Here is a 14,825-nt window from a genome sequence, read left to right on the forward strand (position 1 = left end):
TTTCAGTCTGGTCAGGGGCAGCTTTTCAATTTTCATTGAATTAGTCACCAAGATTTGTACAAGCGATTGGCCTTTTATCCTTTTTTAGAAGGAAAACTTGATCAGTCTACACATATTTACTTTAAACCCATCTAACCCTATGAAACGCAGATCTGCTGTCAAGGCTATGGCCTTAACTTCTTTATCCACACCATTTTTCTTTTCCCAAGGATTTACAAGCATCAAAAAACTGCTTTCTACTGAAGCTTCAGGTTTCAAAAGCAACTGGGAAAACTGGCCTGATATGAAGTGGATTGGCCCTGAGTTTTGGGGGAATAGGTTGCAGGATTGGGAAATCAAAGGAGGTAAAGCTGTTTGTATTATTTCAAGTAACAACAGAGCCTTACATATTCTTACCCATCAATTGGGAACTGATACTAAAGATTTTCAGGAGTCGGTAGTGATTGATTGGGAAAATCAGGGTTTTGTTGGAAATGAATCTACCTATGCTGGTTTTAGATTGGGAGCAAAAGGCGTTTTCGATGATTATCGCTCAGCTGCTATTTTTGGAAAAGGATTGGATGTCGGAATTACTGGTACAGGGCAGTTGATGATAGGTGATCAGCTAAGTAAAGAGAAGTTAGATCTATCCAAATCGATTTCTTTATCCCTAAAAGCTGCCTTCAAGCAAGGGAATTATACGCTGACTTTAACTGGCTCGAACGATAAAACCACTGTTGTACTCACTATCGATGGGGTTTCGCCAATGGAGTTGGAGGGGAATTTGGCTCTGGTCGCGCATTGTGCTAAAAAGGATGAGTCCACAAGTAACCTTGCTGCTTTTTCAGACTGGGTTTTTCAAGGCGATAAAATTGTAGAATCTGCAAATCAAGTCTATGGGCCAATCTTTTTTGCTCAATATACGCTTCACAAAAACACCTTAAAACTTACAGCTCAGCTCGCACCTCTCGAGCTAATTTCAGATCTTAAAGTAGAGCTCCAATTCAAAAAAGGACCTGATTGGGAAACTTCACAGACTTCTGCCCTTGATCCAAATGGAAGAATTGCCAAGTTTAGAATCGATGATTGGGACCATCAGGAAATGATGCCATACCGGGTTCATATTGATGTTCCGCTGAAGGATAAAAGTCAAGAGTTTAATTACTATGGACAAATCGCTGCACAACCGAGATCTTCAGAAAACCTGAAAGTTGCAGTGTTTAGCTGCAATGCGGATCATGGTTTTCCAGATCAAGAAGTGGCAATCCAGGTGGAAAAGCACAGGCCAGATATGGCTTTTTTCTTAGGTGATCAGTTCTATGAAGGGACGGGAGGATTTGGAATTCAAACTAGCCCGCTAGAAAAGTCCTATCTGGATTACCTGCACAAGTGGTACATGTTCGGTTGGTCCTATCGTGATATTTTTAGAACTATTCCAGCAGCCATTATCCCTGATGATCACGATGTGTATCATGGAAATGTTTGGGGTGAAGGCGGAAAACATGCGCCATCTGATGAAGGCTGGGGATATGTGGCCCAAGATCAGGGTGGCTATAAAATGCCGCGCGAATGGGTAAATATGATTCAGGATTGCCAGACAAGTCACTTACCAGATGCGTTTGATCCCACTCCTGTGAAGCAAGGAATTAATGTCTACTACACGGACTGGGAATATGGGGGAGTGAGTTTTGCGATTTTGGAGGATAGAAAATTCAAATCTGCTCCTAAAAATGTCTTGCCAGAAGAGGCGAAAGTCATGAATGGGTTTATCCAAAATCCTGATTTTGATATCAAGAAGCACTACGACATTGAAGCTGAGTTATTGGGCAAAAGGCAATTGAATTTCCTGGAAAACTGGGCAGAGAAATGGGAGCCGGGCGTGCAGATGAAAGCAGTTTTGTCCCAAACCAATTTCTGTACAGTTGCGACTTTACCTGAAGGAAGTATTATAGATAGTATCGTTCCTAGCCTTCCAACTCCAGAAAAAGGAGAATATGTCACTGGCGATGCACCGACCACCGATATGGATTCCAATGGCTGGCCCCAAAAAGGAAGGGATGAGGCGGTAAGGATAATCCGAAAAGCTTTTGCCTTGCACATCGCAGGTGATCAGCATTTGGCGAGTACGGTGCAATACGGTGTAGATGAGTTTCGTGATTCGGGATTTGCTTTTGCAGGTCCTGCACTGAATAACCTTTGGCCTAGAAGATGGTGGCCAAAGGTACCAGAAGGCCATGAGCCATTTCCCGGAGGCACCAAAAACACGGGTGATTTCGAGGATGGATTTGGAAACAAGATGACTGTCATGGCAGTAGCTAATCCTTATAAGTCAGGACTTGAACCAGCTAGAATATATGATAGGGGCACTGGATATGGAATCATCACTTTTGATAAAAAAGCACGCACGATGAAGATCGAATGCTGGCCTAGAAATGTGGACCCAATTGCCAATCCAGCTGGTCAATATGACGGCTGGCCGCTGACAGTTTCTCAAAAGGATAACTACGCGAGAAAAGCCGTTGGCTACCTCAAAACTTTGAATTTGCAAGAAGTTGAGAATCCCTTGGTTTCAGTTTTTAAGGAATCAACTGGCGAACTTGAGTATTCTATTCCAGTAAATTCTTCCAGTTTTCAACCGAAAGTCTTTTCAGCTGAAAAGCATAGAGTAGAAGTAAGGGGTCAGAATAGGGGCTTGGTTAAGACCTATGCAGGACTTGTGATGCAGAAAGATCAAAGGGGAATAATTGAGGTGAATTTGGGAGAATAAATGAGGTTTGGGATTCTTATGGAAGCCCCTTTAGATTAGCAGATTGCTTCGTTCCTCGCAATGACGATGAAGTGTCGATTTTTGCTTACTTCATAATTGAACATTCATCATTCTACATTAAAAAATAATGAACACCGAATGATGAACGTCGAATATCGAAGGATTAAGAATGTTTTGAATTTATATAAACAATAAACCATGAGTTTTAAAAGTAAATTTCTACTTGGACTGATCACTTCTTCTCTTCTTTTTAACTGTAGTGCTCCCAAGGAAGAAGCAAAGGAAACAGAGACTAAAAAGCCAAATATTGTCATCATCTACATGGATGATTTGGGCCACGGAGATATGAGTGCTTACGGTGCTACAGAACTTTCGACTCCAAATATGGACATGCTGGCTAATGAGGGAATACGCTTTACCAATGGCTATGCGACATCGGCTACTTGTACTCCAAGTCGCTATGCTTTGCTTACGGGTGTTTACCCATGGAGAAATGAGGATGCGAAAATCCTCCCCGGCACGGCTCCTTTGCTGATTAGCACCTCGCAAATGACTGTTCCAAAAATGCTGAAAGGCCAAGGATATGAAACTGCGGTTGTTGGCAAATGGCATCTGGGCCTAGGTAATGGAAATGTGAATTGGAATGAACATATCAGTCCAAGTCCAAATGAAGTTGGTTTCGACTACAGTTACATTTTGGCAGCGACACAGGATAGAGTTCCGACAGTTTATATAGAAAATGGTGATGTGGTTAATCTGGATCCAAATGATCCTATTGAGGTGAGTTATGAGCAAAACTTTGAAGGGGAGCCAACTGGAAAAGACAATCCAGAATTGACTACCATGAAGTGGCATCATGGCCATCATAACAGCATCGTGAATGGCATTCCTAGGATCGGATTTATGAAAGGAGGCGAAGCTGCGAAGTGGTCAGATGTGGATATGGCGGATCATTTTTTGGAAAAAGCTCAGAGCTATGTGAAGTCACCTAAGGATGGACCTTTCTTTCTTTATTATGCATTTCAGCAGCCTCATGTCCCGCGTACTCCCAACCCGAGATTTGTAGGAAAATCAGGAATGGGGCCAAGGGGAGACGTGATTTTAGAAGCAGATTGGATGATCGGAGAGTTTATGAAAACCATGGAAGAGGAAGGTTTACTTGAGAATACCTTAATAATTTTCAGCTCTGATAATGGTCCGGTACTGAATGATGGATATTATGATGATGCGGTGGAAAAGCTGGATGATCATACTCCCGCCGGTCCCCTTCGAGGAGGGAAATACAGTTTGTTTGAAGCTGGAACTCGTGTGCCATTTATGGTTTATTGGAAAGGTAAAATCCAACCTCAGGTTTCTGATGCTTTGGTTTGCCAAGTGGATTTCTTAGCCTCTTTGGCTGCTTTGACTGGAAGTTCGGATTCGGCGCAGGATAGCCAAAACTTGTTACCGGTTTTTATGGGTGAGAAAAAAGTTGGTAGGTCTGAATTGATGCTGGAAGCTACAGGAAGAACTGCCCTCCGAAAAGGGGAGTGGATCATGATTCCTCCTTACAACGGCGCAGCAAAAATTGCGACGGTAAATATTGAAATAGGAAATGATCCTAACTATCAGGTATACAATCTCACCAATGATATTGGCCAAGTGAATAATGTCGCGGATTCAAACCCTGAGAAGTTGGAAGAAATGATTGCTGACTATAAAGCGATCCGTGGAGATATGAATTCAGAAGTGGACGAAGTGGTTTTGAAGTAAGATTGGCTTAAATTATAAATTTCTAACCCTGTTTTAATTATGAAAAAGCTCAATTTTTCCATTCAATTCCTTTTGATGCTGCTCTTTTCCGGAGCACAGGTATTTGCTCAAAACACAAAGGAAAGAAAACCCAACTTCATTATCATTTTTACGGATGATCAAGGCTATGGAGACTTAGGAGCCTTTGGACATCCTACGATCAAAACTCCAACTATTGACCAAATGGCTAGTGAAGGTCAGAAATGGACAAGTTTCTATGTAGCAGCCAATGTCTGTACACCCAGTCGATCTGCGATTTTGACTGGTAGAATCCCAGTGAGAACAGGGATGTATTCGAACACGCGACGGGTGCTTTTTCCAGATTCTGACGGTGGCTTGCCTGCCTATGAAAATACGATAGCCACACTTCTTAAAGGTTCTGGATATGCCACTGCAGCCATAGGGAAATGGCATTTGGGACATCTGCCGCAGTATTTACCAACTAGTCACGGCTTTGATTCCTACTTTGGAATTCCCTACAGCAATGACATGGATCGGGTGAATGATATCACAGCCAAGGAAGCTTTTGACGATCCAAAAATGGAGTATTTCAATGTCCCTTTGATGAGAAATACTGAGATCATAGAGCGACCTGCGGACCAAAACACCATCACGAAGAGATACGCTGAGGAAGCTGTCAAATTCATAAATACCAACAAGGACAAACCATTCTTTCTTTACTTGGCGCATTCCCTTCCTCACGTCCCGCTTTTTGCTTCTGGTGATTTCAAGGGGAAAAGCGAGCGTGGTCTTTATGGAGATGTAATTGAGGAAATAGATTGGTCGGTGGGAGAGATTTTGAATGCATTGAAAGCGAACGGTCTCGATCGAAATACCTACGTGATTTTCACTTCTGACAATGGGCCATGGTTGGTCTACAATGAACATGGAGGAAGCTCAGGTTCACTTTTTGGGGGGAAAGGCACCAGTTACGAAGGTGGTGTACGAGTACCCACGGTGATTTGGGGACCAGGAAATGTAACCCCAGGTGTAATTTCCAAAATGGGCAGTACGCTGGATTTATTACCAACGATTACTTCCCTTGCTGGCGCAAAAGTGCCTCAGGATCGAGTTTATGATGGATTTGACTTGAGTCCAGTGCTGAGAGGTGAAGATGCCACGCCGCGAGAAGAGATGTTTTACTACCATGGAGATCGACTTTTTGCGGTGCGCAAAGGAGATTTCAAACTTTACTTTTACAGTAACAATCCTGCTGGATATCCTGCAAAAGTTGAGAAGCTAGAGAAGTTGACCTTGTATAACCTTGGACATGATCCTTCGGAGCGTTTTGATCTTGCCGATTTGCATCCTGAAATTGTGAGTGAACTTTCAGAAGTCGCCAAGCAGCATTCAGCAGCCATGGTTTTTGGGGAGACACAATTGGAGAAGAGAATAGGCGATTGAGAAATCCTCACTTTTTCTTCCCATTTGTGTTGCCAGATTGTCCTCATACAACTCAAACAACTACTCGTGTGCCACCTCTGTCGTGAGCCTTCGGTCTGTAGTTTTTCCCCCAGAAGCTGAGAAAAATTAAGTAAAGATTAACTGATCTAAAAGCTAAAGAAAACCCTTTCAACCTTCCTCATTTAACCCTATTTTAACTCCATGAACCGCAGACCTTTTCTTCAAAAAATCAGCCTTATCGGCACCTCGTTTATGGCCATGCCTTTTATAAGCTATGGGAATGTGGATTTCCCCAAAGCCACCCGACTCAAATTCATCACTGCCTCAGATGGGCACTGGGGACAGCCAGATACAGACTACGAAACTTCCCATAGTAACTTGATCGAGGCGATTCACAGGGAAGAGGATGTGGATTTTGTGGTTTTTAATGGAGATCTGATTCACGATGACCCATCACTTCTACCACAGGTCAAAGAAGTTTACAACCGCCTACAAGTACCTCACTTTGTCACCCGAGGCAACCACGACAGGGTGAGTGAGGAAGAATTTGAGAAAATCATGGGGCAGACTACCAACTTTTCCTTCCAATCCAAGGACTCTGGCATCCTGCTACTGGACTGTTCTAACGAAAAAGGAGAATACCTCTGCGCGGATCAGGACTTCGCCAAAAGCATTTTGGATGAATACGCCTCGCTGCCTCAGGTTTTTGTCTTTGTCCATATCTCCCAAAACGACTGGACCCGGCATGGCGTACCCTGCACGGACTTCCTGAACTTGGTCACTTCATATCCTAATGTGCGGGCGACTTTCCATGGACATGATCATGATGTGGATGGGCAGATGATCTACCGTAAAAAACCCTTTCTATGGTCCGGGCACTTCGGCGGCAGCTGGGGTAATCCATTCCCTTCCTATCGGGTCTGCGAAGTGGGGGAGGACGGAAAAGTCATCACCTACCTGAAGACTGTAAAGGATGGGACTATCCTGAATGGGCATACGCTTTAAAGAATCTCAGAACTATCATCCAAATAAAAAAAATGTGCTGGGTACAGATTTACCTGACGAAATCCCTAAATTGGACTCAGCAGAACCCCGCAAAACCCTGTGAAAATTAGTGCATTAGGAAGTGGAAGTTGCTTTTATAGAAAACTGTTGTAAGGAATTAAATGAATAACCATGGAGCTAATAACTATAAAAACATTTGACAACTCGATTAAGGCTCACTTGATGAAATCTAAGCTTGAAAGCGAGAATATACTCTGTTTTTTATTTGACGAAAATATAGTTGGGCTTAATCCTCTTTATAGCTTAAGTGTTGGTGGAATAAAATTAAAGATTGGTAAATCAGACATTGATAAGGCAGCTTTAATTATTGAGGAGACTGAAAAAGCCACGTTAACCAATGACCATGGAGAAGTTATCAACTGCCCAAGTTGCCAATCAGAAGAAATTTACAGCGGATTCAAATCAATGGCAGGAACGAAGGGGATTATTTCAGCCATTACCTCAATTCTATTTATGGTTTTTCCGATCTATTATAAGACAGTTTACAAGTGCAAAAAATGCGGAAATGAATTTAAATAGAAACGCGCAACAACGGCGAATAAAGTGCCTGATTAAAACTTAACGTCGAGAAGTTGTATTACCCTTGTCTAAGCCGAGTCCGTAAGGATCCGGCTTTTTTGTTTCAGGATAAAATGGGGGTATTGAGGTTAATATCCTGAAATTTTGAGATACTAGTTGGGGATTTCAGAGGCAGAACCTGAACATTGAGGATAAGAGGCTGGAAGTTTATACTCGGAGGTGGAAACTTCAGGATAAAAGGGTGAAGGTTTATGCCTAGAGGTTGAAACTTCAGGATAATAGGGTGGAAGTTTAGGTTTTTATGTTCAACCCTTTCAGGGTTGCAATTCAAAATAAAGGGACCATTTTTCCACGGGTTTCACCCGTGGCTACTGAAAGGTTTGACCATCCCGAAATCGCTTCCCTCATCGGGACTGTCGCTTCGTGGTCAATATCAAAGACCATTTGAAGATGGAGTGATCCTGAAAGGATCAAACATCTGAATAGCCATGGGTGCAACCCATGGTAAGATGCGACTCAAAATTCCTTTATGTGACCCCGACGGGGTCAAACTTTAAACGTCTAATCCCATCTTATCTACCCACAAAAAAAAATAATTTCACCTCCCACTCAATTCCCCTCGACGAAATCCTTAATTTGGGATCAGTAGAACCCCGAAGGCCTGTGGACAATTGCGATATAGACGCAATAGGGTAGTAGGAGATGGGTAAATACAAGCGTTGTGCTTTATTATGATAAAACAGAAAGATATTTACGTAATTACTTTCATATTCTTGCTTTGTACGGGTTGCAACAAGAAATATGAATCACTTGAGGAACAAGTAATTAATGATGCACTGAATGCTTTTTTGTTAAAATATCAGATAGACTTTACAAATGTTCCTCCGCCTGAATCAATTAATGTTCTTAAAAGCAAAGTAGCTAAAGATACTAGCAATTTAGGAGTTTATGTTTCTGATGCGCTTCTTCCCATTGCACAATTTAAGGAGGATAATAAGTGGATGTTTTCAGAGGAATTATCTAATAATCCTAAGTTCAAAGAGATAGTGAATTCTAGAAAATTTGAGGAGTTGTCCTATAGAGAGTTTAATAAAGAAAGGTTGAATATCATAGATCCATATGTACAACTTCCCGAATCAAATGATAGGATTAGATCTGACAAACAATACTCGATGTTTTCTTTTTCAAGAGTTGGTTTTGATGAAGGAATGGAAAATGCTGTACTGGTAATTCATTATGAAAGAGGATTTGAATCAGGTAGTATGAGTGGATATTATGGGGCATTACTTATTGAAAAAAAAGGAGAAATTTGGGAAATTGTAGAAAGGTAAACAAAGCACAACAAAGGCATAGCCGCTATACTACGGCCGATGGCCTAGCCAGCGGCTATGCTCGGCGTTGTGTAGCAGCAAAAAAAACAGACACCTGAGAAATAACAATGGGATTCGGATTTAACCTATTCTTCATTTTAATTCTTGTTCCATTGACAGGAATTTTACTGATAGCTTGGCTTCTTTCAAGAAAACTGCTGATTGGAAAAATACTTGGGTTCATTTGGCTCGGAATACTTGGACTTGTATTATTATCAGTAATCTTACGTTGGTTGACTTCAAAAACCGAATTGGACAAGGACGACTACTATGGAGAATATGTAATCAACAGGGACTATTTTCCAGGAAAGCAAACAGATTGGCAATACAACCATTTTCGGTTTGAAATAACGGACAAAGACTCAATATTCTTTTACGTTACAGACAAGGAAAAAGTATTGAAAACATATCACGGAACCATTAAAACGATAGACCCCAGAAATTATCGCTCTGAAAGACTGATAATTGAAATGGAACAACCGACTCACCACATTTTGACAAGTAATCCGACAACTTACCGAAGTGCTTGGGATTTCTATTTGGTGTTTAAGTCGCCAAAATTTTACAATGTATTTTTCGAGAAAGGAAAATGGAAGTCAATAGAATGAAATAAATAAAAAGCCGACCGCACAACAACACCTATACTCAATGCCCTTCGGGACACTGCGTATAGCCAAACCGTTGGGCATTTGAAAAAAGACAATGAAGTACAAGAATTATAAATCGGCAATTCACAATTTCACTCATTCTTTCATAAACATTGACTTTATGAAAAGTGGAAGACTTGCTGTGAATGTCTTGATTGACTTGTATAACCTCGGATTTGAGACCAAGACAACATTCGACTTTATCAATAAGACCATTCAACCAGACAAAGCTGACTCCAAAGAGAGCAGACAGTTATTAAATGACTATTTAGATTGGCTACCTGACCACTTTGTAAATCACACCTGTGACTTGACCAAATTGGAGAAATTAGAAACAACTATTTGGACTGAATTTGACAAAGCATTTTCGCCTACGAGAATGAATGACACGATTGAATTTACCGTCAATGCTGTGACAAATTGGAAAGCTGACGGACGAGAAGAACAAACTATTGAGATTTCACAGGCTGAGTTGATCAAGAAGATTTTTTTGAAATTGAGAATTCCAGAAATGAAATAATATGGCTAAAATCTTTACACTTAAAAATATACTGATTGGATTAGCTATACTTATTATTGACTTGTTTATCTATTTTGTCCTTGCCTTGTTGCTTATGAATTATGACGATTTTTACGATGAGAGCAAAGGCGAGTATTGGAATTTGGCGAGTATGACTTTTTGGCAAAAATTGAATTACATTGGATTAAATATATGGCATTTTATCAACCTTATAGTGTTTGGATATGTGATTTACAGAGTGATAAAAACAATAAGAAAAAAGGCCCTACTACATTCTGTATAGTGCACAGCCTTCGGGATACGCACAATACAGTAGTCGTTATATGTCAACAAATAAAAAAATACCAATGAAACAATATTTACCAATTTTACTAATCTTGATAGGTTTTGGTTGTTCAAATTCTTCGACAGAGGCTACAAGCCAATTGAATACCGAAAACCCGAAAAGCAATTCTGCAGATTCTACGCAGGTGGTGAAAATTGTTCATGATTTTTTCCAAGCCTTTGACGATAGAGATTTAAAGAAAATGGAAGAACTATTGACACCCACTTCTAAAATAATTCATCATAACGGAGTGGAAACTGGCACAAAGGAAATGATGGAAATAATTAGCAAAACCAAAAATTGGTATCCTAGAGAGAGAATTCTAACTAAGTTTGAATATTTCGCTGATTCCAAAATTGCTATCGTGGGATTACTGAACGAAGTAACTTTCTCTTTGCCAGAAGATAAAAAGGTCTATGAACCTTATAATGAAACTTGGATTTTTGAGAAGATTGAAAATTCATGGCATCCAACGAGAATTCATTATTCCAAAATTATTCAAGATGAACATTCGGAAGAAGTGAAATAAATCAGATAGAAAAAAGTAGTCGACACACAACAATGCATAAAATAGTAATGTAGGCAAAACGCAGCCACGCCATTTATGCTGGCCCTTACCATCTTCCCCTCACCTCTCCATTTTTCCAACTTTCCAGATTTACGTCTCAGAAAATATTTTCCTTCTCTAACCCACTGATAGTAAGAGAACTATTGTTTTATTGATTTCACTTAGTTATTTTAGTTGAATTATAATTTTTCTTTCACTTAAATCAATTTTTATTATGGAAAACAAAGTTTCCATCGAGATCTCTCCGGCAGATCTCCTGGCGATCAAAGTTGCCCTTGCTGTGTTACAGGCCAAACTTGGTCCATTGCTCATTGCCCTCACTGATGAAGAGCGTAGGTCGCTCTTCAAAATGGGTGAGGCCTCCCGACCTTTCGTAGAGAAAGTACTGGAGTATGTAGTTTCTAATCCTGAGTTCCTACCACCTTTTACAGATGTGGCAGAGATGCAAAAAGACTGGAAAGCTATTTCTGATTTAATACCGATTTTCAATGGTTTGTCTCAGCTATGCAGCAATCTTGATGATACGCTGATGGAGGCAGGATCGGAAGTCATGGTGCCATCTGCTGCCTATTACAAGTCGGCACAAATGGCTGCTAAGCTTGGTGTGCCAAGTGCCAAGCCTGTGGTGGCAGATTTGAGGGTGCGCTGGGAGCGCAAACCAAAGAAATCTCCACCAAAAGAATAAAGTACCTGATTAAAACTTAACGTCGAAAAGTTGCTAATCGCTTCTCCAAGCCGGATCCGAGAGGATCCGGCTTTTTTTGTTTCAGGAGTTAATCCTCAAGCTTCAGGAAAATAGCCTGAAGGTTCAGGATAAAAGGGGGAACATTAAAGTAAATAGCTCGAACATTGAAGTTAATAACCTGAAATTTTGAGATAATAGGTTGAAAATTCGAGCTCAGAACCTGAACATTGAGGATAATAGGTTGAAAATCCGAGCTCAGAGCTCGGAAATCCGAGTTCCGAACCTCAAGCTTCATGTTAATAGGGTGAAAATTCAAGATAATAGGGTGAAGGTTTATGTTTTTATGTTCAACCCTCCCGAAATCGCTTCCCTCATCGGGATTGTCGCTTCTTGGTCGCTAGTAAGAACAACTTGATGATAAAGCGATCCTGAAAGGATCAAACATCTGAATAGCCATGGGTGCAACCCATGGTAAGATGTGACCCAAAATTCCTTTATGTGATCCCGATGGGGTCAAACTTTAAACGTCTAATCCCATCTTATCTACCCACAAAAAAATAATTTCACCTCCCACTCAATTCCCCTCGACGGATTCCTTAATTTGGGATCAGTAGAACCCCGAAGGCCTGTGGACAATTGCGATATAGACGCAATAGGGTAAAGGGAGTTGCGTATATACAAATGTTAGGTTTAATTTGAAAAATGATACTCACACCTATCATATTTATTTTGATTTAGAGCTTTCTTAATTACGTGGAACTTAAAAAAGGACGGTGGAATAAAAAGACAATCTATTTGGCTATGGCAATGTCCCTTTTTACGCTCATTCTACTTTTTCTAGGTATCCAACTAATAACTGACAACTTGTTGATCGTAATTTTCAACTTGCTCCAATATGGACTTGGTCCGGGAGTCATAATTCAACCAATTTTGTGGATTGTCTTAATGATTTATATACCAAAATGGAATCTTGAAAAACTCAATGGATATGCACTCTGATATGACCGAAGTAAATTTAACGAGTGACTATGAAATTTAATTCAAAGCGTTTAGTCCTTCTAATTGCTGTGGCTATCGGGATATATGGCCTAATAATTTTGCGTCAAGACTTAGCAAACCAAAGTTTCAATTGGACGATTGAAAATATATTTAAGTATATCTTAATAACTTTAGCTTCGGTTGGCCTATATATTTGGACGTATGAAAAGAAAGAAAATAAAAAATAAACCTAACATTAGCTTGAGTGCAGCGGGCAGAAAGCGAATAAAATAAAATTTAGTACATTGAATAACGTTTGGGATAGCCGGGTGGAAAGGGCTCCGAAAGTGCCCACCGCACCAAAGCCCGGACGTTATAAGCAATCCCCTATATATTGAAACATTTACTTCCGTTGCTAACGGTTTCGAAGTCACTTTTTTAGTAAATTCAAGGGCTCTCTGTAAGGCCGATTTTTAAACTGTTGCTCCTGAGAGATCGGGAAGCACGGGCGCAATCCTGGTTGGGATGCTTGCGATTACTTAAGTGGCGGTACCGATATTTCGGTAACCCCGTTCAGAATATTTTCTTGCCAAAAGCACATCCTCGGAGAGTACTTTAAATTCTCATTTTTATGGAACAGGAATCTATCTCTATGGAAGTCGTCAACCCGCAGGCAGCTGGTGTCGACGTAGGTAGTCGCTCCCACTGGGTGGCAGTGGGCCAGTCCGAACAGGATGTTCGGGAGTATGGGGTCTTCAACCAGGATCTGTTTGCTATGGCAGAATGGTTGAAAGAAAAGGGTGTAAAAACCATCGCGATGGAAAGTACTGGCACTTATTGGCAAAATCTTTATGCTGTACTTATTTCCAAAAACTTTCAGGTCATCCTATGTAATGGGAAGTTCACCAAAAACATCAAGGGGAAGAAAACTGACATCAAGGACTGTCAGTGGATCCAAAAGTTGCATACCCTGGGACTTTTGACGGGTAGCTTTCTTCCGGATGGGCAGACTGAAGAACTTCGGACTTACTGCCGTCACCGCTCGAATTTACTTCATTTAGCAGCATCGACTTCCAAAAAGATGCAGAAATACCTCCGGTTGATGAATTTCAGACTTGACGTGGTGGTGAAAGATATCTGCGGTCTTACAGGACTTTTGATCATCCGTTCGATCTGTGAAGGGGAAGTGGATTCATCAAAACTGGCCTCTTTACGTCACGGGAACTGCAGGAAAAGTGAAGAAGAGATAGCCAGAGCTTTACAGGGCAATGGTCGTAAGGATTTTCTTTTTGCCCTGCAGCAGGAGTTGGAAACTTATGATCATCTGCAAAATAAAATTGAACAGTGTGACGTGGAAATTGATAAAATGCTGGATCGTATCATTAATTCAGACGATAATAAGCGACAGCACCACATTGAGCCAAAGCCACACAAAAGGGTGAATAAAAATACACCCAAAGACATCGATCTGAATCTGAGATCCTATCAGATGTTTGAAGGGACTGATCTATTGGCAATAGAGGGCATGAGTTATTCGACAGTATTAGCCCTAATGAGTGAAGTTGGGTTGGAAGGGATCAGAAAATTCAAAACTGCCAAGCATTTTGCCAGTTGGCTCCGTCTTGCTCCCAATAACAAAGTCAGCGGAGGAAAAGTCCTATCAAGTAAAGTCCCAAAAGGAAGCAACCGTCTGAAAATAGCACTACGTAATGCAGCAAATGCCATCGGGAATCTAAAAGATTCTACTCCCTTGCGAGACTTTTTCCACCGCATTAACTTCAGAAAAGGAAGAGTTTCAGCCATCAGTGCAACAGCTCGAAAGTTGGCAGTTATAATCTGGAATATGGTGGTCAAGGGAGTACCCTACATCAACCCGGAAGGTTACCTCTTTCTGGATCAGAAAAGAAAGTTGGGATTAGTTAAAAGGATAAAGAAGCAAATCGATAAATTCGGTCTCACAGAAGACGATCTGGGCCTTAAAACAGCTGATATTTAGGTGTTTTATGGTTCGTTAGTCAGAAGCTAAAGAATGATAATCGGATATTTTGATTATATAATTATTGGAATTTTGATATTCTTAAATATCAAATTCTGGAAAAAAGATATTAATGGAATATGTATATCCGCAATGACACCAGTGACCAAATAAGTTCTTATTGACAGTTGGTGACAATTACTTTAAAGAGCATTTAACTCATTATAAATTA

At 40.6% G+C, this 14,825-nt stretch carries 11 protein-coding genes; all 11 read left to right on the forward strand.

The genetic code is table 11. The features are described 5' to 3' along the window. The first annotated feature begins 139 nt into the window (after window positions 1–139). The 11 genes from LV83_RS20690 (at window position 140) to LV83_RS20760 (ending at window position 14,614) form a co-directional block, all read left to right on the forward strand. A complete protein-coding gene (locus LV83_RS20690; RefSeq protein WP_111613473.1) occupies window positions 140–2,746 on the forward strand; it encodes an alkaline phosphatase D family protein in 2,607 nt (868 codons plus the stop codon). A 198-nt stretch (window positions 2,747–2,944) separates the two neighbouring features. After that, a complete protein-coding gene (locus LV83_RS20695) occupies window positions 2,945–4,498 on the forward strand; it encodes a sulfatase family protein (RefSeq protein WP_111613474.1) in 1,554 nt (517 codons plus the stop codon). Window positions 4,499–4,537: 39 nt separating this feature from the next. Next, window positions 4,538–5,941: a sulfatase family protein gene (locus LV83_RS20700; protein WP_111613475.1), complete on the forward strand. Its 1,404-nt coding sequence runs from the start codon at window positions 4,538–4,540 to the stop codon at window positions 5,939–5,941. 201 nt (window positions 5,942–6,142) lie between these two features. Next, entirely contained in the window at window positions 6,143–6,946 is an 804-nt protein-coding gene (locus LV83_RS20705; protein ID WP_245947119.1) for a metallophosphoesterase family protein, read from the forward strand. A gap of 171 nt (window positions 6,947–7,117) precedes the next feature. Continuing rightward, entirely contained in the window at window positions 7,118–7,525 is a 408-nt protein-coding gene (locus tag LV83_RS20710) for a putative signal transducing protein (protein ID WP_111613476.1), read from the forward strand. 731 nt (window positions 7,526–8,256) lie between these two features. Continuing rightward, on the forward strand, window positions 8,257–8,856 hold the full coding sequence (locus LV83_RS20715) for a hypothetical protein (protein ID WP_111613477.1): 600 nt from the start codon (window positions 8,257–8,259) through the stop codon (window positions 8,854–8,856). Between the two features lie 107 nt (window positions 8,857–8,963). Then, a complete protein-coding gene (locus LV83_RS20720) occupies window positions 8,964–9,503 on the forward strand; it encodes a hypothetical protein (RefSeq protein WP_111613478.1) in 540 nt (179 codons plus the stop codon). 160 nt (window positions 9,504–9,663) lie between these two features. Beyond that, window positions 9,664–10,062, forward strand: coding sequence for a hypothetical protein (locus tag LV83_RS20725; RefSeq protein ID WP_146613772.1), 399 nt, complete (start codon window positions 9,664–9,666; stop codon window positions 10,060–10,062). 347 nt (window positions 10,063–10,409) lie between these two features. Further along, window positions 10,410–10,916: a DUF4440 domain-containing protein gene (locus LV83_RS20735; RefSeq protein WP_158530636.1), complete on the forward strand. Its 507-nt coding sequence runs from the start codon at window positions 10,410–10,412 to the stop codon at window positions 10,914–10,916. A gap of 253 nt (window positions 10,917–11,169) precedes the next feature. After that, window positions 11,170–11,640: a hypothetical protein gene (locus LV83_RS20740; protein ID WP_111613482.1), complete on the forward strand. Its 471-nt coding sequence runs from the start codon at window positions 11,170–11,172 to the stop codon at window positions 11,638–11,640. Window positions 11,641–13,249: 1,609 nt separating this feature from the next. Beyond that, window positions 13,250–14,614, forward strand: coding sequence for an IS110 family RNA-guided transposase (locus LV83_RS20760; RefSeq protein ID WP_111613486.1), 1,365 nt, complete (start codon window positions 13,250–13,252; stop codon window positions 14,612–14,614). The last annotated feature ends 211 nt before the right edge of the window (window positions 14,615–14,825 follow it).

Source organism: Algoriphagus yeomjeoni (assembly GCF_003259505.1).
GTDB lineage: Bacteria > Bacteroidota > Bacteroidia > Cytophagales > Cyclobacteriaceae > Algoriphagus > Algoriphagus yeomjeoni.